Origin of the sequence: Streptomyces sp. NBC_00597 (assembly GCF_041431095.1) — a bacterium.
In the GTDB taxonomy this organism is placed as follows: Bacteria; Actinomycetota; Actinomycetes; order Streptomycetales; family Streptomycetaceae; genus Streptomyces.
This window is the reverse complement of record NZ_CP107757.1, coordinates 550,341-568,318: the sequence shown is the minus strand read 5'-3', so window position 1 is coordinate 568,318 and position 17,978 is coordinate 550,341. Positions and strand designations below refer to the sequence as shown.

Annotated in this window: 16 protein-coding genes; 4 read left to right on the top strand and 12 right to left on the bottom strand. The window is 72.4% G+C overall.

Features of this window, described 5'->3' with window-relative positions:
- Positions 1–4 precede the first annotated feature (4 nt).
- The 10 genes from OG974_RS02300 to OG974_RS02255 all read right to left on the bottom strand — a co-directional run bounded on the left by OG974_RS02300 (position 5) and on the right by OG974_RS02255 (position 11,241).
- Positions 5–1,102, bottom strand: coding sequence for a ThiF family adenylyltransferase (locus tag OG974_RS02300; RefSeq protein WP_327279290.1), 1,098 nt, complete (start codon positions 1,100–1,102; stop codon positions 5–7).
- Entirely contained in the window at positions 1,095–3,029 is a 1,935-nt protein-coding gene (locus tag OG974_RS02295) for a radical SAM protein (RefSeq protein ID WP_327279289.1), read from the bottom strand. Before OG974_RS02295 ends, OG974_RS02300 begins: the two co-directional genes overlap by 8 nt.
- A 1-nt stretch (position 3,030) precedes the next feature.
- A complete protein-coding gene (locus OG974_RS02290; RefSeq protein WP_327279288.1) occupies positions 3,031–3,819 on the bottom strand; it encodes a 2OG-Fe(II) oxygenase in 789 nt (262 codons plus the stop codon).
- On the bottom strand, positions 3,816–5,270 hold the full coding sequence (locus OG974_RS02285) for an ABC transporter substrate-binding protein (RefSeq protein WP_327279287.1): 1,455 nt from the start codon (positions 5,268–5,270) through the stop codon (positions 3,816–3,818). The genes OG974_RS02290 and OG974_RS02285 overlap by 4 nt, the downstream gene beginning before the upstream one ends.
- 503 nt (positions 5,271–5,773) lie before the next feature.
- A complete protein-coding gene (locus OG974_RS02280) occupies positions 5,774–6,364 on the bottom strand; it encodes a YetF domain-containing protein (RefSeq protein WP_327279286.1) in 591 nt (196 codons plus the stop codon).
- An 89-nt stretch (positions 6,365–6,453) separates the two neighbouring features.
- Positions 6,454–7,290: a serine protease gene (locus tag OG974_RS02275; protein WP_327279285.1), complete on the bottom strand. Its 837-nt coding sequence runs from the start codon at positions 7,288–7,290 to the stop codon at positions 6,454–6,456.
- A 136-nt stretch (positions 7,291–7,426) separates the two neighbouring features.
- Positions 7,427–8,140 (bottom strand): tyrosine-protein phosphatase, encoded by a 714-nt coding sequence (locus OG974_RS02270; RefSeq protein WP_327285839.1) that lies wholly within the window; start codon positions 8,138–8,140, stop codon positions 7,427–7,429.
- Between the two features lie 81 nt (positions 8,141–8,221).
- On the bottom strand, positions 8,222–8,890 hold the full coding sequence (locus OG974_RS02265) for an O-methyltransferase (RefSeq protein WP_327279284.1): 669 nt from the start codon (positions 8,888–8,890) through the stop codon (positions 8,222–8,224).
- A 199-nt stretch (positions 8,891–9,089) separates the two neighbouring features.
- Entirely contained in the window at positions 9,090–10,142 is a 1,053-nt protein-coding gene (gene tsaD, locus OG974_RS02260) for a tRNA (adenosine(37)-N6)-threonylcarbamoyltransferase complex transferase subunit TsaD (protein WP_371646702.1), read from the bottom strand.
- A gap of 61 nt (positions 10,143–10,203) precedes the next feature.
- Positions 10,204–11,241: a phosphatidylinositol-specific phospholipase C domain-containing protein gene (locus tag OG974_RS02255; RefSeq protein WP_327279283.1), complete on the bottom strand. Its 1,038-nt coding sequence runs from the start codon at positions 11,239–11,241 to the stop codon at positions 10,204–10,206.
- A 209-nt stretch (positions 11,242–11,450) separates the two neighbouring features.
- On the opposite strand from OG974_RS02255, the gene OG974_RS02250 reads away from it, so the two are divergent.
- Positions 11,451–12,461, top strand: a complete 1,011-nt coding sequence (locus tag OG974_RS02250; RefSeq protein WP_329314978.1) for a trypsin-like peptidase domain-containing protein — start codon at positions 11,451–11,453, stop codon at positions 12,459–12,461.
- Positions 12,462–12,474: 13 nt separating this feature from the next.
- Here OG974_RS02250 and OG974_RS02245 read toward each other — a convergent pair whose 3' ends face one another.
- Positions 12,475–13,890, bottom strand: a complete 1,416-nt coding sequence (locus tag OG974_RS02245; protein ID WP_329314976.1) for an FAD-dependent monooxygenase — start codon at positions 13,888–13,890, stop codon at positions 12,475–12,477.
- 110 nt (positions 13,891–14,000) lie between these two features.
- Positions 14,001–14,933, bottom strand: coding sequence for an oxidoreductase (locus OG974_RS02240; protein WP_328764169.1), 933 nt, complete (start codon positions 14,931–14,933; stop codon positions 14,001–14,003).
- A gap of 155 nt (positions 14,934–15,088) precedes the next feature.
- Between OG974_RS02240 and cbiE the strand changes: the two genes are divergently transcribed.
- Genes cbiE through OG974_RS02225 form a run of 3 tightly spaced genes read left to right on the top strand, consistent with a single transcriptional unit; the run spans position 15,089 to position 17,947 of the window.
- The gene (gene cbiE / locus OG974_RS02235; protein WP_329314974.1) at positions 15,089–16,432 is read left to right on the top strand and encodes a precorrin-6y C5,15-methyltransferase (decarboxylating) subunit CbiE; all 1,344 of its coding nucleotides are present in this window, start codon (positions 15,089–15,091) and stop codon (positions 16,430–16,432) included.
- Positions 16,429–17,178: a precorrin-4 C(11)-methyltransferase gene (gene cobM / locus OG974_RS02230; RefSeq protein WP_327279278.1), complete on the top strand. Its 750-nt coding sequence runs from the start codon at positions 16,429–16,431 to the stop codon at positions 17,176–17,178. The genes cbiE and cobM overlap by 4 nt, the downstream gene beginning before the upstream one ends.
- Positions 17,168–17,947 (top strand): cobalt-precorrin-6A reductase, encoded by a 780-nt coding sequence (locus OG974_RS02225; RefSeq protein ID WP_327279277.1) that lies wholly within the window; start codon positions 17,168–17,170, stop codon positions 17,945–17,947. Before cobM ends, OG974_RS02225 begins: the two co-directional genes overlap by 11 nt.
- Positions 17,948–17,978 lie beyond the last annotated feature (31 nt).

Genomic DNA, 17,978 nt, shown 5'->3' with positions numbered 1-17,978 from the left:
AAGGTCACCTTTCCGATGGTGCACAGGCGGCCTCCGCCTGCATGTTTCCAGGGCTCCCCGAAGGCTGCCGACCCTCGGCGCAGGTACATGCCGCGCCGTCCAGGAAGGAGGTGGATCCGTCGGAGAAGCGGATGTGGCCGCGGCGGTTGAGCACGGAGCAGCGGCCCGTCGCCAAGAACCGCAGCACTTCGTGCGCCAGCAGCGCGGACACGACCGTGTTCGTCGGACCGAACGAATACGGCGTGGGCGGGGCGTCGTCGCGTACGGCCCTGACGTCCTCGGCGGACAGCCCGGCGAGCCGGCCGGCCTCGAAGCACGGCATGCAGTGGCCGAGCCGGGGCACGAACACCGGCCCCCAGTAGCCGGTCCCGAGGCCCACCGCGGCCGAGCACATCGGGATGCCCCGGGGGCGGGCCCAGTCCCACACGATGGTGGCGATGTCGGCCGGGGTGTCGGCCGCGAGCACCAGGAGGTCCAGATCGTCGGGCAGCCGGTCCAGGTCGCGGGGGGCACTGATCCGGCAGTCCGCCAGGTTGAGTTCCGCGCCGGGCGCCAGCGCGTGCAGCGAGCGCCCGGCGACCTCGGTCTTGAACTTGCCCACGTCGGAGCGGCCGGAAAGGAACTGGCGGTTGAGATTGTGCAGGGCGACCCGGTCGTGGTCCACCAGCCACAGGGCACCCGTCCCGGCGCCCACCAGGTGCTGCGCCACCACACCGCCCACGCCGCCCACGCCGAGGACGGCCACGCGGGACGCGGCGATCCTCGACTGGAGGTGCGGCGCATCGGCGCCGAACAGCGTCAGGTAGCCGATCTGGCGCTCCAGCTCCGTCCCCTTGCCGTGGTCGGGGTCCGAGTCGGTGATCCAGCCCGCTTCGGTGAGCCGCCCCACGAGCAGGCGCAGGACGGAGCGCGGGGGCAGGGCCTCGATCTCCCCGGCCGGCACACCGTGCGTGAGGTGTTCGACGGCTGCGTGCAGGGCGGTCTCGGGCCCGCGCACCCGCAGTACGTCCACGCCGTGGAGCAGCCGCAGCCCGCCTTCGGAAGGGAGTACGGCCACCGTTTCGACGAGCCGCAGGATCCGTTCCCGGAGACCGTCAGACACCGGTGTCATCGACGAGGCCTTCCCGCTCCGCGGCAGGGACGAGGACCCGGGCCGCGATCAGACGCTCGGCGAGCTTGGGGACCCCGTCCGGGCGCCGTGCCCCCGGGATCCGGCCGGCGACGAAGGGCTTGCCGTTGAGGTGCGGCTGGAGGATCCGGGCCGCCGCGCCGGGCAGTGAGAGCCTCTCCCGGCTTCCCATGTGCGTACAGACCAGCTTCTCGCCGGTGTCGAGGACGTCCAGCTCCTCGATCGGCACCCTCAGCAGCGCTCCGGGATGGAGGTCGTCCTTGAAGCTCGACGGCGGCAGCGTGGAACGCGTGGCGATCTGGCGGGCGAAGTCCCGGTAGCGGCGGTGCACTTCGCTCCGCTGCTCGGGGGTCATGGCGGGGTCCGCATTGTGGAGGTGGTTCAGCGCGTACTGTGACTGGCCGATCGCGTCGGAGGTGCTGAGCGGCAGCAATCCGAACTGGTCCGGCGCGCGGCCGACGTTGGAGGAGCGGGTGGCTTCGAAGGGGAACACCGAGACCGAGTCGACGCAGTCGGCCAGCCGCTCCATGTCGCCGAGCGCCGCGAGCGCCTCTTCGTAGGTGGTGGACGGGAGGTCGGGAATCAGGTTGACGCGCAGCGGCATGCCCACGTCGCGTGCGTCTTGCAGGAAGCGGATGTTCTCTTCCCGGTCGGCTGACTTGTGCACGAGCTTGAGGACCCGGGTGACCATGGTCTCCAGGCCGATGACGAGGAACTCGCAGCCCGACGCCACCATCGACTCCAGGAGTTCGCGGTCGAAGCGCCGGTCCACCATGGCGAACGAGTTCCACACCACGTCCAGGCCACGGTCGAGGAAGGCCCGGCTCATCCGGCGGGCGAAGGCCGGAGGGATGGACTCGGTGACGAAGTTGAACCTCCGGATGCCGAACTCACCCGCCAGCCACTCGACCTCGTCGGTGAACGAGTCCGGGTGGCGACCGCGGAAGGGCGCGCTGCCCTCGTAGAGTTCCACGAAGTCGCAGTAGTCGCACTTGCCCCAGTAACAGCCCCTGGCCTGGGTGATGCTGAGGGTCGGGCTGGCCAGCCTTGCCAGCGCCGCCTTCGAATAGCGCGGCCGGGGAAGCTGGTTGAGGTTGGGGCCCACGCCCGGCGCAACGTGCCGGACCCCGTCGTCGGTCAGGCAGGACGCTCCGGGCACGCTCTCCGGGTCCCAGTGACCGGCCACGGCCTGGCGGGCCAGTTCGAGGAGCGGGAACTCGCCGTCGTAGCGCACGATGCAGTCCACGGAAGCGTTCGACCGCAGCATGACGTCCAGGTCCACGGAGGACATCAGGCTCACCGCCGGACCCCCGAGCACCACGCGTACCGAGGGGCGGGCCGCCTTCACATGGGCGGCGAGGAGCAGCGCGGGCAGCAGCTGCGGGCCCATGGCGGCCGAGATGCCGACCAGGGCCGTGGTGTCGCCGATCCGCTCGGCAGTGCCGGTCCAGGAGTAGAAGGCCTGGTAAAAGGCTGCGGTGTCGGCGTCGCCCTCTCCTGCGAGCACGCCGGTGTCGGGGTCCACGGAAAAGGGTTGGGCCAGGATCTCCATGGCCCAGCCGTACGGCGCGTCCGGCCCGAAGTGGTGGCGTCCCACCGGGTCGATGAGCTGGTCCCGGTGCTCGTTCGACCAGCGGGCCACGGCCGCGCACAGGGAATCGGCGGAGACCCCGGGCACCAGGCCGGCGCCGAGCGCCCGCGCGGTCTCCGGCGCCAGCAGGTACTCGGCGAACGACTCGTTCAAGTCCTCCTGGCTGCTCTCCACGCCGTGCGCTGCGAGGAACCCGGCCAGGACGGCCGGCGCCGGGTAGAGGCTGCCGAAGTTGGATTCGACCATCGGCGGGAACACCAGGTGGACGGGTGCGGTTGCGCCATCGGTGGGCGTGCTTGCGTCCGTCATCTCATTCCGACCCGTGCAGGCCGACGCTGACGGTGAACCGTCCCGTGCCCGTACCTTCGTACGCCTCGACGTGATGCCAGGCGTCGGGCCGGATCTGGATGACGGAGAAGGTGTTGAACAGCGGTTCCACGGCGAACTCGTCGTCCTCTTCGTTGCGGTAGACGAGCCTGCCGCCGGTGCCCGGCCGGTACTCCTCGTCGAGGTAGAAGTTGACGGCGAACACCCGGCGGGGAACGAGGTCCTGGTGTGGGCGGATCTGGTCTCCGGCGTCGTACGAAGCCAGTTCCAGACTGGCCTCTTTCGAGGTCAGCCGGATCCCGGTGCCTGCCGTGATCCAGTTGCGCAGCACGTCGCCGAGTGCCGCCCTGGACAGGAAGCGACGCAGCGCGATCTGGTGCTCCGCACTCATGGCGCCTTCCTCCAGCGCGCTCCTGAGGTCCCGCGCCACGTTGTGGTGGGCGGCGCGCCGGGGGTGTTCGGCCCAGTCCCGGGCCGGGATGTCCTCGGTCTCGGACTCGTTGCGGAAGGCGGTGACGCACCGCGTCCAGACGGGCAGGGCGCGCATGGCGGCGCCCATGGCGGCCGCCTGGCCCGGTTCGACGAAGTCGCGCAGCACGAAGGGCCGGCTGGGGGTGGCGTGCAGCCACTCCCCGAGCCCCTGGAGGGTCTCGGGCGTCAGGTGACCGGGGGCGATGAACCCGGCCGCCCCGCGCAGGGCTGCGGTCGGGTCGGCGTCGCTCGGCTCCGTTCCCCGGTCGTGTTCCCGCGATGTGTTCTGTGTCCGGCTCACGCCCGGGCCTCCTCGTATGGTCCTGCCGCGGTACGGGCCCGGGGGCCGGCCGCCAGCCGTCCGAAGTCGATGAGCCCGCTGGAATTGAGTCGGGCTCCGGTCAGGCGTCCGCTGCTCAGGCAGTGCGCACGCACCTGGATCAGGGGGATCCGGGGCATCAGTTCGGACCAGCGCCGGTCCGCGGCCGCCCAGCGGCCGGCCTGTGCGCCCGGATCGGTCTCCTCCGACGCGGCGTCCAAGAGGGCGTCCAGTCCGGCGTCGGCGAAGCCGAGTCTCTTCGCGACCGCGCCGGTCGAGTACCAGGGCGTCAGAAGGGACGCGGGATGAGGAAAATCAGCCGTGGTCAGGGTGTAGAGCAGGCTGTAGTCACGGCTCAGGGCAGATCGCACATAGGCGCGGTAACTCAGTGGCCGGGGAACTGCGGTGATGCCGAAGATCTCCTGCAACTGGTCGCACACCGCTCGCACGATCACATCGTTGGGCGTGAAGTCGGCGTAGCCGATCTCAAGAGATCCGCCCAGTTCACGGCGTAACTCATCGATCTCACGGGATGTCGGCCTCCGCGTCTTCGACGAGGGGGGGACGGCTGACCAGGGTGCGGTCTGATACAAAAACGGTATGACCAATCCGGGACACCGCTCCGCGATTCTTTCGCGGTCCACGGCGAATCCCAATGCCCGCCGGAGTTCCGGACGACGGTTCAGGTTCCCACTTGATCCACCGAATTCCAGACTGCCGAAAATGGAGATCGGTCGACTCTGGAAACCATCTACGCCGGCACAGTCGAATACGTCCTGCACGGAGAAGCTGGTCGTCGGGGACACGTCGATCTCGCCCCGCCGCAAGGCATCCAACGCCTCACGCGTCCGCGCGAACACACGGAATTCCAATTCGCGCGGCCGATTTCCCGCCCGCTCGTCCGCGGCACGGTCGCGCAGGGACATCCTGATGCCGTCCTCCCCGCGACCGGTGATCTCGTACGGCCCCAGCACCGGCGCATCCGCACCGGTCCCGGATTCCCGCGAGGGGGCGAACTGCGGGAGGGTCAACAGCGAGGGCACGTAGGAGACGGGGCGGGCGAATCGGTAGTCCACCACGTCGGCTGCGACCTGGACGGCCGGCTCCGTCGGAAGTTCCGGGTACAGCAGCCTGGCCAGAGGCGACCGCGGCCGCGCGAGAACGGTGCGCACCGACGCCAGGGCGTGCTCGGCGGAGAGAGGAAGACCATCGGACCAGGCGGCCTCGCCGTCCAGGGTCACGCGCCATCGCCGTCCGCCGTCGAACCGCTCGACCGCCAGCGCGGAACCGGTCCGGAGCGAGCCGTCACCCGCCTCGACGGACAGGGCGCCCAGGAGGGCCTCCCCGACGAACCTGGCGTCGTAGTCGGCAGGCCAGTGACTGTCGCTGTTCAACGGCATCGAATCGAGCGCGAAGACGATTCCGGAATCCACGGGCCTCCCCCTGCGTATCAGAAGAGCTGCATCCGGCATATCCGGACGACTCCGCCCGGATATGCCGGGCTACATCAACAGCGGTGCGTCATCGCCAGGTAGTCGCTGAGCATCTCCTGGTCGAATTCGAGCTCCTCGATCTCGTCGGTGAGCTCGACCTCCTGAATCGCGGTCGCTTCCATCATTCGTAATCCCCTCCTTCCTTGGTGGATGCACAGAGCCTAGGCACGTGGGTTCGATCGAGCCAAGGGGTTTGACTCAATGAAGCGTGTACCACTGGCCTGTTTGCATGACATCCACAAGATGGTGCAAAATGGCACATCCTGCGACGCCTTGCAGGCAGCCAGGAAATGAGGCAGTCGATTCCCCGCGCACCCGACCGTCCGTTCGGCAGGCGATATGGCCAAACACAGCCGCTTCCCGACCGACCCCGCCCCGAAGGGAACGCGCAAACCGGTTGGATAACCGGTTTTTCTGCGAGAGGTGGCCCTTGCGTCGACCGGTCAGGGAGTGCCGGACTCCAGGGCGTCGATCTTGCGTTCAAGGGTGGCCAGGGTCGCTTTCAAGGCGGCGATGTCGGCCTTGTCCGCTGATTGTTCCGGTTCCGCCAGTTGGACCACCAGGGTGCCCCCCGGTTCGAGGGTGACCTCCGAGGTTTCCGTGACGTCGTCGCCACCCTGGTGGCGCACCGCCGCATCCAGGTCGGCGACGCGCAGGCCGCTGCGGCGGATCACGGGGGTGAGCCAGTGGCCGTCACGGGCCAGGGTGGTGGGGGTGCCCTCCAGGAGGCGGCCCAGCCATTCGTAGCGGGCGGCCGCCCTGACGACCACGGCGTTCACCGCGAGCAGTACGGCAGCCCCGAAGGCCGCCCCCACGACCGAATTGTCCGGGCCGATCACCGCGTTCTGCACGACGTTGGCCAGCAGCAGCATGACCACCAGGTCGAACGTGCTGAGCTGCGCGAGCTGGCGCTTGCCGACGATCCGGAGCAGCACAAGGATCAGCGCGTACACCGCGATGGTGCGCAGCGCCTTCTCCAGGTAGGGGATCTCGTTGTGCAGGAACGGTGTCAGGGCATCGTGAGCGGATCGCACCGGTCAACGCTGGCACACGGCGGGAGTGGGCGCGGCGACGACCCGCCGGGGGCCGCCCGCCCCATCGAGCGGGCGGGCGGCCCGTCGCGTCACGGCTTCGGCAGGGTGCAGCCCGCGCGGTTCAGGTCGATCTTGTTGCCCGCGCCGATGCAGGGGACGATGATGTACGTCTCCTGGGCGTAGTTGATGCCCTGGCGGACGGTGACCTTGCCGGTCTCGTCCACCTCGCACGGGTTGTTGTCCGTGCAGCGCTGACCGTCCTCGTTACCGGTGTTGTTGACGGCGACGACCTTGCCCGTCGTCGTGTCGATCACCGGGGAGCCCGAGGTGCCGCCGATGGTGTTGCAGGACGAGGTGTAGCGGACCGAGTCCTTCCAGGTCCACTCGCCCTCCTTCAGGCGGTACGCGAACCCGTCCACGTTGCAGCTGTACGTGCGCTTCCAGTACCCCGACACGACCTTGATCGCCGTGCCCTGCACCGGGTGGGCGTCGTTGAGGGTGAGCGCGCTGATGCCGTACTGGCTCTGGATCTGGGCGTACGTCTTGGTCAGCTGGTAGATCGAGATGTCCGTGTCGGTCATCGTCGCGTACGCGACCTTGCTCGCGCGCAGCGTCGCGACGCGCGAGCCCGACGCGTTGAGCAGGGAGAACGAGCGGCTCGACGGCTGGTCCTTGACGACCTCGCCGGGCCCCGGGAATCCCGTCTCCAGGCAGTGCCCGTTGGAGAGGACGAGCGCGGGGTCGGTCGACTGGGAGCCGGGGGCGCGGACGACGGAACCGGAGCAGTTGCTGAGCGCGACCGTCCCCGCGTAGTTCACGGCGACGGCCGCCGAGGCCTTGTCCTGGGGTGCGGACGCCACGGCCGGGGCCGCCGCCGCTCCTATCAGGAGCAGCGAGAGCACGGCGCCGGCGACAGGCTTGTTCATGTGGGGCATGTGGGGGTTCCCCTCTTCAATGACGATGCAACCGAAGATCCTCCGGTTGTCATGCGCATTGTTGGGATACCCACCTCAACTGGCAAGAGTGCACGCCTGGTTGACTGTCGTCACATTCCGGCCATGATCAGCGCAGCAGGCGTTCCCGCAGCAGGGCAACCGTCTCCGGCCTGATCCCCACCCGGTCGGCGAGGTAGCCGGCGGCAGAGCCGTAGCGCGTGGTCAGGTCCGCGAGGACGAGGGCCATGATCGTCGCCGGGGCTCGGCCGTACGCGGGCCAGCGCATGGTGCGGCCCGGGTTGGCCGCGTGCCAGTCGGCCGTCAGGCGGGCGGTGGCCAGCTCGGTGAGCGCGAAATCGGCCAGGATCTCCTCCTCGGACACATCGAGGAGGGTCAGGACGAATGCGGCGATCAGGCCGGTGCGGTCCTTGCCGGAGGTGCAGTGGAAGACCGCCGGGCCGGGACCGGCGGCGATGAGCTCGATGGCCCGGCGGATCTCCACGACGCCGTCCTCGGTCACCTCGGCGAACCGGTCGGCCAGGTACCGCCAGGGGTCGACGTCGGGGTCGATCGCGGCCTGGTCGTACGGGCGGTGCTCGATGCTGAGGTTGGCGTACGTGAACCGCTCGGGCTCGGGGATCCGGCCCTTGGCCTCGATCTCCCAGGGGTAGCGCAGGTCGATGACGGTACGTATGCCCAGCCCGAGGAAGCGGTCCCAGTCGGCGTCCGCGAGCTTGCCGAGGGAATCGGCCCGGTAGAGCGTGCCCCAGGCGACGGTACGGCCGTCGGCGCTGCGGTAGCCGCCCAGGTCACGGAAGTTGTGCAGGCGCTCGAAGGCCATGTGGCGCAGGTGCGGGTGGCTGTGCGCGTGCGTATCGGGCAACTGGGGCTCCTCGGAGTGCGGTTGTCGCCCCAGGATGCCTCAGTGCTTGCGCGCGAGCGTGAGGCCGTCCGCGATCGGGAGCATCACCGACTCCATCCGGCCGTCGGCCCGCACGTGCGCGTTGAACTCCCGGATGGCCAGGCCGTTCCCGCGGGCATCGGCGCGCACCGCCTCTCCGCCGTACAGGACGTTGTCGGCGAGGAGCAGCCCGCCCGGCCGCAGGCGCGGCACGAGCTCGTCCCAGTAGGCGCGGTAGCCGGACTTGTCGGCGTCCAGGAAGGCCAGGTCGATCACCGGGTCCTGTGGGAGCGCGCGGAGCGTCTCCAGCGCCGGGGCGATCGCGAGGTCGATCCGGTCGTCGACCCCGGCCGCCTTCCACGCCTCCTTCGCGATCGCCGTCCACTCCTCGGAGACGTCGCAGGTCAGGACCCGCCCGCCGGCGGCCAGTCCGGCGGCGAGGGCCAGCGTGGAGTAGCCGGTGAAGGTGCCGACCTCGACGATCCGGCGGGCGCCGGCCGTCTTCGCCAGCAGCGTGAGGAAGACGCCCTGCTCGTGCGGGATCTGCATCTGCGCCGGTCCGCCGAGCTCGCTCGTGCGCGCGATCAGCCGCTCCTGGACGGGGCTCGGCGGTTCGGCCTGCGCCACCAGATACCCGTACACCTCGGCGGTGAGGTGCACCGTCTTCACGCCGTCCCCGGTCCTGCTCATGCCGTACGCCCCTCGCGAGTCCGGTGCGCGACCCCGCGCGCCGGGGCCGTCCGGCTGCCCAACGACCCGGCCCCCGCAACGGCAACGGCCAACGCCCGCAACGCCCGTCACGCCCGTCACGCCCGTCACGCCCGCAACGGCGGCTCGGCCTTCGACCGGCCCCGACCGCTGCGCCGACCGGCCGCGGTCGAAGCGGCGCTCAGCCCGCCGCCGGGTGCAGCGCCGCGTACTCCAGCGGGGCCGACGGGTCGATCGTGAGGCCGTGCGGCGCGGGCTCCGCACCCGCACGGACCAGTAGGTCGCCGACCGCCGCGATCATCGCCCCGTTGTCCGTGCACAACGTCATCGGCGGCACCCTCAGTTCGATCCCCGCCGAGGCGCAGCGCCGCTCCGCCAGGGCCCGCACCCGCGAGTTGGCCGCCACGCCGCCGACCACCACCAGCGTCTTCACCCCGTATTCCGCGCAGGCCGCGACCGCCTTGCGGGTCAGGACGTCGGCCACCGCCTCCTGGAGCGAGGCCGCGCCGTCGGCGACCGGCGGTTGCTCCCCGCGCTGGCGGTAGCCCTCGGCCCAGCGGGCGGCGGCCGTCTTCAGCCCCGAGAAGGAGAAGGAGTACGCGTACGGGTCCCGGCCGCGCGGCCCTCCGGTCAGCGGGCGGGGGAAGGCGACGGCCTTCGGGTTGCCGCCCCGCGCGGCCCGGTCGATGGCCGGCCCGCCGGGGTACGGCAGGCCGAACACCCGGGCCACCTTGTCGAAGCACTCCCCGGCCGCGTCGTCGAGGGTGTCCCCGAGGTGCAGGATCGGCTCCCGCACGAGGTCCCGTACGAGCAGCAGCGAGGTGTGCCCGCCGGAGACGACGAGCACCACGCACGGCTCGGGCAGCGGCCCGTGCTCCAGGGTGCCGGCGGCGACGTGCCCGGCCAGGTGGTGGACCCCGTACAGCGGGACGTCCAGCGCGTACGCGAGGGTCTTCGCCCCGGCCAGGCCGACCTGGAGTGCGCCGGAGAGGCCGGGGCCGGTGGTGACGGCCACCGCGTCGAGCTGGTCGGCGCGCAGTCCGGCCTGGTCGAGGGCCCGGCGGACCACCGGGTTGAAGGCGTGCAGGTGGGCGCGGGCCGCGATCTCGGGGACGACGCCGCCGAAGCGGGCGTGTTCGTCCATGCTCGACGCGACGACGTGTGCGAGGAGGCGGCCGCCCCGCACGATGCCGGCGCCCGTCTCGTCGCAGGACGATTCGATGCCCAGCACCACCGGAGATCCCACCACGTCACCGACACCCCGACCTTATTGCGAATAGTTCGCAATAAGGGTACTAGCCGCGCGGGACGACCGTCGCCAGCACCGACGGCAGCGGGTACCAGTCCGCCGAGGCGATCGACGCGTGGTGCGCGGCCATCAGGGCGACCCGGTCGCGGGCCTGGGCCTCGGTCGGGTGGACCCCGTCGATGGCGGGAGCCACGTCGTGGGCATCGGTGGCGATCAGCAGGTAGTGGTTGCGGTCGTACCAGGCGGTGTCGATCGAGCCGCCCGCGTAGGCGCTCGCGTCCCCGTCGAAGACCACGAACCAGGGGCGCAGCGACGCGTCGGCGTACCGGGTGCGCGGGTCACCGGCCGCGGCCCCGTGCACGGCGGGGAAGGCGGCGGCCTCGCCGAGCCGGCCCCCCGTGGCGAGGGTGCGCAGGTGCTGGGCGTACTCCCGGTCGGTCCACAGCGTGTCGCCCGCGTTGCCCTCCTCCAGCGTGCCGGGGATCAGCTCCACCAGGAACTTCCCCGCCATCGCGGCGCGCCCCGGCCAGGCGCCGGCCCGGGCGGCGGTGTCCAGGTCGAGGTGGCCGGCGGCGAGCCGGCCGGGGCCGTATAGGGCGTCGCCGAGCTTCGAGTTCAGCAGCGCGTCGAGCTCGGCCGGGCCGCGCCCGAGGTTGGCGGCGAAGCCGTCCTTGAGCTCCAGCTTGAGGACGACCGGGCGATGGCCGGGGTGGGCGTCGTGCCAGCTGCGGATGTCGGAGAGGCAGCCCGCGAGGTTCTGGTTGCGGGACTTGGTGCGCAGCTGGGCGGGGGTGGCGGCGTTCTCGCAGTTGTTGTCGTTGCCGAAGGGGTTGTCGTGCGAGACCCGCCAGGAGCTGCCGAAGAAGTTGGTCCACACGTCGAGTTCCAGCATCGCCGCGCCGGAGTCGAGGGCGTCGGCGAAGTACGGGTACTTGGCCTTCTCGTAGGCGTTGTGCACGCCCACGCCGGTCGATCCCGCGTACGGGAGGTCGGCGGCGGCCCCCGCCGGGGCCGTGCCCAGTGCGAGTGCCAGGGCGGCCAGCCCCGCCGTCACCGCCCCCGCCATCCTGTTGCGCAGTCCCATGCTTTCGGCTCCTGTCTGCCCCGTCGGTGCGCCTCGCCCCAACTCGGCTGGAGGGTAGGCGAGTTGCGTGACATGCGGAAGGACGGCGGGTGACCGGGGAGGGCGGGCGTCCCGGCTGTGAGGACGGACACGTCCCGAAGCCGGAACTCCCGTCGCGGCGCCGTCCGTAGAACAGGGAGCCGATCGGGGTTCCACAGCGGGAGTGCCACATGTTCACCAGGGTTCGCGGGCGGGCCGTACGGGTCTGCCTGCTCGTCGGCGTGTGCTGCGTGGTGCTCGCCGGGGGTGCCGGGCTCCTGTGGGAGCTGCGCGGCATCGTCACGCATTCGGCGGACGGGGACCCCGCGCAGGGGAGCTACGTACAGGACGCCGAGGCGGCCGACCGCACCGCGGCGGCCGTGCTGGACGGTCCGGCGCGGAAGACTGCTCCGCAGGAGGCTTCGGCGGAGGTTCCGGTACGGCGGGATCCGGCTGCGGATCCCGCCGCACCGGGCCCGACCGCGCCGGGCACGGGCGGCCCCCCGGCCGGCGTGCACTGGCGGTCGGGCGGCTGGCAGCCCTCCGACCCGCTGGTCGCGCGGCCCGCCGCCGCAGAGCCGGCGATCGGGGCGCTGTTCTCGCCCGGGGAGGACGGGGACGGGGACCACCACTGTTCGGCCGGGGTGGTCCACTCCCCCGGCGGCGATCTCGTCGTCACCGCCGCCCACTGCGTGTACCGCGGCGTCCTGGGCTTCCGCACGAACCTCGCCTTCGTCCCCGGTTACCAGGACGGCGAGGCCCCGTACGGGGTCTGGGTGCCCACGCGGATCGACGTGGACCCCCGTTGGGCCGAGGACCAGGATCCCGACCACGACGTGGCGTTCCTGCGGATGCGCAGGCCGGGCCGTCCCGGCGAGCGGCTGGAGGACACCACCGGCGCCCAGAAGATCCGGTTCGGACCCGAACTGCCCGCTCCGGCGCGGGTCGTGGGCTATCCGAACGACACCGAGCATCCGGTGGAGTGCTTCAACACCGCCCGTGCCGCGGGGCCCGCGCAACTGCGGCTGGATTGCGCGGACGTACCCGACGGCACGAGCGGTGGTCCGGTGCTGACCGACGCGCACACCCTGATCGGAGTGGTCGGCGGCCGCGACGGGGGCGGCGACGAGAAGACCTCGTACAGCAGCTTCTTCGACGACGCGGTACGCGCCCTGTACGAGCGGGCCGTGGCGGCCCGCTAGCGGATGTCGCCGGTCAGGAACCGGAGTCCGGCGGGGCGTGGTGGTGCGGCGGGTAGTCGGCGGTCTCCGGGACCGTCGGCAGGCGCCACTTGGACAGGACCCGGATCACGGTGCTCGGGCTCAGCAGGGTGTTCGGCGGGGCCGACAGCGACAGCACGCCGAAGAAGGGCCGGGAAATCTCCGGGTCGGCGTTGGCGCCCACGATCACCCGGGCCATGTAGGCCTGGAGGACCTTGGTCGCCTGGTCGGGCGGCGGTCCCTCGGTCTCCAGGTACCGCATGTCCTCGCTGGTGGCGATCTGCCAGGCCACGTCGGCGGCGGTGGCCGTGCGCCGCTGGATGCGCCGGGCGGCCGCGGCGATCTCCCGGGGCGCCAGGCCCCGGATGGCGCCGGCCAGTGCGTCCGCCGCGAGGGCCGCCACCGTCATGCCGTGCCCGTACACGGGGTTGAACCGGCAGGCGGCGTCGCCGAGGACGACGAAGCCGGCCGGCCAGCGGTCGAGGCGCTCGTAGTGGCGCCATTCGTTCGCGGTGCTGCGGAAGCCCGTCGGCGAGGAGAGCGGTTTGGCGTCGCGCAGCACGTCGTGGAGGGCCGGGGTGCGCAGGGTGCGGGTGTAGTCGAGGAACTCCTCGTCACCGGTCGGCGGGGCGTGTTCGCCGTTGCCGATCAGGGTCGCGAGCCAGCGGCCGTCGTCGAGGGGCACCAGCACGCCCCCGCGCGGGCTGTCGGGGCGGCCCTGGACGTACATGCCCTGCCAGCGGCGGGCCGGGTCGGGCGGGATCTCGTAGTAGCGGCTGGCGTAGCCGAGGTGGGAGTCGTAGCGGGTGGTCTCCGGGGCGGGGTGGCCCAGTGCGGCGAGCCAGGCCGGGGCCCGGGAGGTCCGTCCGGTCGCGTCGACCACGAAGCGGGCGGACAGGGGGCCCCCTTCGCGCAGCCGCACTCCGACTACGGAGCGGCCGTCTGCTCCGGCGACGAGTCCCGTCGCCGTCGATCCGGAGCGGATGCGGACGCGCTCGTCCCGCAGCACTTCCCGCCGTACCGTCCAGTCGATGAGCTCCCGGCTGCCCACCAGGATCCGGGAGCCCGGAACCGGGTGGAACCAGTCGGCGGAGCTCAGCCACAGGAAGTCCCGCGGGGACTCCATGAGCGCCGCGCCGGCCGCCAGGAGCTCCCGGGTGACACCGGGCAGCAGCCCTTCCATCAGCTCCAGGCCCCGCGACCACAGCACGTGCACGTGCCGGGACTGCGGCACTCCGGGTCGGAAGGCCGGCCCGGAGTCCGCCAGTTCGTCCCGCTCCACCACGGTCACGCGCGCGAACCGCTGGGCGAGCGCCCGCGCCGCCAGCAGCCCAGCCAGGCCTGCGCCGAGGACCACCGCGTGATCGTGGGCTTCGAGGGCGTCTGGGTGGTTGTCCGTGTCGTCGTCCATGGCGCCGAGTCTCCCGTGGCGCCCGCGCCCCGGATCAGGTGCCGCCCGGGGCGCCCCGAGGCACCCCGGGGGCGGACGGGCTCACGGCGGGGCGCCCGGACCGGTCCCGCTCAGCGCGTGGGGAAGGCGTACGCGACGGAGGTGAGCTTCTCCGAGGCCGCCCAGAGCCGTTCGCCGGACGTGTCGTCCAGGGTCCATTTCGCCCGCCAGGAGGGGGCGGGCGCCCCGCGCCAGCCGAGCCGCGGTCCGAAGAAGGCGTCGGGCCGCACACCGGGCGCGGTGGCCGCGTACAGCGTGGGCAGGGCCCCGCCGGCCGCGGACTGGGCGAGGACTGCGGCGCCGAGGCCCATCAGCCGTGACATGGGCCGGTGGCCCTCTTGGCGGGAGGCCCCGGCGTGCAGGTTGGTCGAGGAGTAACCGGGGTGTGCGGCGGCGGCGACGATTGCGGAACCGGCGCTCTGGAGCCGCCGGGCCAGCTCGTGGGTGAAGAGGAGGTTGGCGGTCTTGGAGCGACCGTACGCGATCCAGCGCCGGTAACCGTGCTCGCCGTTCAGGTCGCCGAGGTCGATGTCGCCGAGGGCGTGGAAACCGCTGGAGACGGTGACGACGCGGGCCCCGGGGTCGGCGGCCAGCAGCTGCGGCAGGAGCAGTCCGGTCAGGGCGAAGTGGCCGAGGTGGTTCACGCCGAACTGGGTTTCGAACCCGTCGGCGGTCCGCCCGTACGGCAGCGCCATCACGCCCGCGTTGTTCACCAGCAGGTCGAGGGAGCCGTGGCGCTGCCCGTACGCCTGCGCGAACTCCCGTACGGAGCCCAGGTCCGCCAGGTCCAACGGCTCGAACTCGACCTCGGCGTCCGGGACTTCGGAACGCAGCCGCGCCACCGCGGCCCGGCCGCGCGCCGCACTGCGGCAGGCCAACACCACCTGCGCGCCGCGCCGGGCGAGCTCCCGGGCGGCCACGTAGCCGATACCGCTGTTGGCGCCCGTGACGACGGCGGTCCGGCCGCTCTGGTCAGGGATGTTCTTGGCGTTCCAGCCAGGCATGTGAGCTCCCTCGTGACGGTGGGGTGACGCTGCGATCAAGGGGTTACCGAGGGTAGACCTCCCCCTTCGCGGGGGTGGAGCCGGGGGCCGGTGCACCGGCCAGTAGGCTGCGGGTCCGTCCGCCCGCTCCCCCACCCGTCCCGAGGTACCGCGCAGTGAGCTCCGCACCGTCCTCCATCCCCGTGTCGGTCGTCGGCCTCGGCGCCGACGGCTGGGCCGGACTCACTTCCGCCGCGCGTTCCGCGCTGACCGGAGCCGAGGTGCTGATCGGCGGCCCGAGGCAGCTGGACCTGCTGCCGGCCGGCGAGTGCGCCGGCGAGCGGGTGGCCTGGCCGAGCCCGCTGCGCCCGTCCGTGCCCAAGCTGATGGCGGAGCACGCGGGCCGCCGGATCGCCGTGCTGGCCAGTGGCGACCCCATGTTCTACGGGATCGGGCGGGCCCTGGCGCAGGAGCTCGGGCCCGACGCCCTGCGGGTCCACCCGCACCCCTCGTCGGTGTCGTACGCCTGCGCCCGCCTGGGCTGGCCGGTGGAGGACACCGAGGTGGTCACGGTGGTCGGCCGTCCGGTGGCCCGGCTCGCGGCCGCGCTGTACGAGGGACGGCGGGTGCTGGTGCTCAGCGCCGGAGCGGCGACCCCGGGCGAGATCGCCGCTCTGCTGCGCGAGCGGGGCTTCGGCCCGAGCCGGATGCGGGTGCTGGAACAGCTGGGCTCCGAGCACGAGGACGCGTACGAGGGCCGGGCCGACGGCTGGGACCACGCGCCCGGCGATCCGCTCAACGTGGTGGCCGTGGACTGCCGCCGGGACCCGCGCGGCGAGGTCCCGCGGCTCGGCGCGACCCCCGGCCTGCCCGACGCCGCGTACGAGCACGACGGGCAGCTCACCAAGCGGCACGTGCGGGCCGCGACCCTGTGCGCCCTCGCCCCGGCCCCCGGCGAACTGCTGTGGGACATCGGCGGCGGCTCCGGCTCCATCGGCATCGAGTGGATGCGCACGCACCCCTCCTGCCGGGCGGTGGCCGTGGAGCGCGTCCCGGAGCGGGCGGCCCGGATCACCCGCAACGCGGTGGCGCTCGGCGTGCCGGGGCTGCGCGTGGTCACCGGTGCCGCGCCCGGGGCGCTCGACGGACTCCCCACCCCCGACGCGGTGTTCATCGGCGGCGGGCTGACCGCACCGGGCCTGCTGGACGCGGCCTGGGCGGCACTGGCCCCGGGCGGACGTCTGGTGGTCAACACCGTGACCCTGGAGTCGGAGGCGGTCCTCACCGAGCGCTACCGGCGCCACGGCGGCGACCTGGTCAAACTCGCCGTCGCGCACGCGGTGGCGGTCGGCGGTTTCACCGGCTGGCGGCAGGCGATGGCGGTCACCCAGTGGTCCGTGACGAAGCCCTGGCCACGACCCGAGGACACCACCGGAACGACCACACAGACCGCAGAAGCCGCACAGACCGCAGAGACCGCAGAGACCGCATCAGAGAACGAAAAGGATCAGACGACATGACCGTGTACTTCATCGGTGCGGGCCCCGGCGCCGCCGACCTGATCACGGTGCGCGGTGCCCGGACGCTGGCCGCCGCCCCGGTCTGCCTGTACGCGGGGAGCCTGGTGCCGCGCGAACTGCTGGCCGAGTGCCCGCCGGACGCCCGCCTGGTGGACACCTCGCAGCTGAACCTCGACGAGATCATCGCCGAGTGCGTACGGGCCCACGCGGCGGGCGAGGACGTGGCGCGGCTCCACTCGGGCGACCCGTCGATCTTCAGCGCGGTCGCGGAGCAGATGCGGCGGCTCGACGCGGCCGGCATCCCGTACGAGGTGGTGCCCGGCGTCCCCGCGTTCGCCGCGGCGGCGGCCGCGCTGAAGCGGGAGCTGACGGTCCCCACCGTCGGCCAGACCGTGATCCTGACCCGGATCGCCCAGCAGGCCACGCCGATGCCGCCCGGCGAGGACCTGGCCACGCTCAGCCGCAGCGGCGCGCTGCTGGTGCTGCACCTGGCGACGCGGTACGTGGACCGGGTCGTCGGCGAACTGCTGCCGCACTACGGTGCCGAGTGCCCGGTCGCCGTGGTGGCGATGGCCAGCCGCCCCGACGAGCTGATCCTGCGCGGCACGCTGGCCGACATCGCGGACCAGGTGAAGGCGGCCGGACTGGTACGGACCGCGGTGATCCTGGTGGGCCGCACGCTGGGCGCCGAGCAGTTCCGCGACAGCCACCTGTACTCCCCCGAGCGCGACCGGCATGTCTGCTGAGCCGGTCCGGACCGACGCCCCGGTCCGGGGCCACGTCCTGGTCCTGGGCGGCACGACGGAGGCCCGGCGCCTCGCGGAGATGCTGGCCGGGGACCCGTCGTACCAGGTGACCACCTCGCTCGCCGGCCGGGTCGCCCGGCCGGTGCTCCCGCCGGGCGGGACCCGGATCGGTGGCTTCGGCGGGCCCGCGGGCCTGGCGGACTGGATCGCCGCCCACGGGGTCACGCACCTGGTGGACGCCACCCATCCGTTCGCGGAGCGGATGAGCTTCAACGCGGCGCGCGCGGCGGCCCTCACGGGGATCCCGCTGCTCGCGGTGCGCCGCCCGGGCTGGACCCCGGGTCCCGGCGACGACTGGACCTTCGCCGGCTCCCTCGCCGAGGCGGCCCTGCTGCTGCCGGGCCTCGGCGCACGGGCCTTCCTGACCACCGGCCGGATGGGCCTGCACAGCTTCGCCCACCTCGAAGACACCTGGTTCCTGGTCCGTTCGGTGGACCCGCCGGCCGCACCGGCGCCGCCGAAACTCGAAGTCCTGCTCGCCCGGGGCCCGTTCACCCTCACCGACGAACGGGAGCTGCTCGCGCGGCACCGGATCGACGTCCTGGTGACCAAGGACAGCGGCGGCTCGGCCACCGCCCCCAAGCTCACCGCGGCCCGCGAGGCCGGCATTCCGGTGCTGGTCGTCCGCCGGCCCCCGGTCCCGGAGGGCGTCGCGCAGGCGCAGAGCCCGCAGGCGGCCCTGGAGTGGCTCGCGGGAACTCCCGCGTAGGAGGGCGGGAAGGGCGGCCCGGGGGCGCCGT

Excerpts from the sequence above, each read along its gene's own strand:
- OG974_RS02245 (WP_329314976.1), bottom strand. The coding sequence starts at position 13,890 with ATGGACGACGACACGGACAACCACCCAGACGCCCTCGAAGCCCACGAT.
- OG974_RS02225 (WP_327279277.1), top strand. The coding sequence starts at position 17,168 with ATGTCTGCTGAGCCGGTCCGGACCGACGCCCCGGTCCGGGGCCACGTC.
- OG974_RS02295 (WP_327279289.1), bottom strand. The coding sequence starts at position 3,029 with ATGACGGACGCAAGCACGCCCACCGATGGCGCAACCGCACCCGTCCAC.
- OG974_RS02275 (WP_327279285.1), bottom strand. The coding sequence starts at position 7,290 with ATGAACAAGCCTGTCGCCGGCGCCGTGCTCTCGCTGCTCCTGATAGGA.
- OG974_RS02250 (WP_329314978.1), top strand. The coding sequence starts at position 11,451 with ATGTTCACCAGGGTTCGCGGGCGGGCCGTACGGGTCTGCCTGCTCGTC.
- OG974_RS02255 (WP_327279283.1), bottom strand. The coding sequence starts at position 11,241 with ATGGGACTGCGCAACAGGATGGCGGGGGCGGTGACGGCGGGGCTGGCC.
- OG974_RS02270 (WP_327285839.1), bottom strand. The coding sequence starts at position 8,140 with ATGGCCTTCGAGCGCCTGCACAACTTCCGTGACCTGGGCGGCTACCGC.
- OG974_RS02265 (WP_327279284.1), bottom strand. The coding sequence starts at position 8,890 with ATGAGCAGGACCGGGGACGGCGTGAAGACGGTGCACCTCACCGCCGAG.
- cobM (WP_327279278.1), top strand. The coding sequence starts at position 16,429 with ATGACCGTGTACTTCATCGGTGCGGGCCCCGGCGCCGCCGACCTGATC.
- OG974_RS02240 (WP_328764169.1), bottom strand. The coding sequence starts at position 14,933 with ATGCCTGGCTGGAACGCCAAGAACATCCCTGACCAGAGCGGCCGGACC.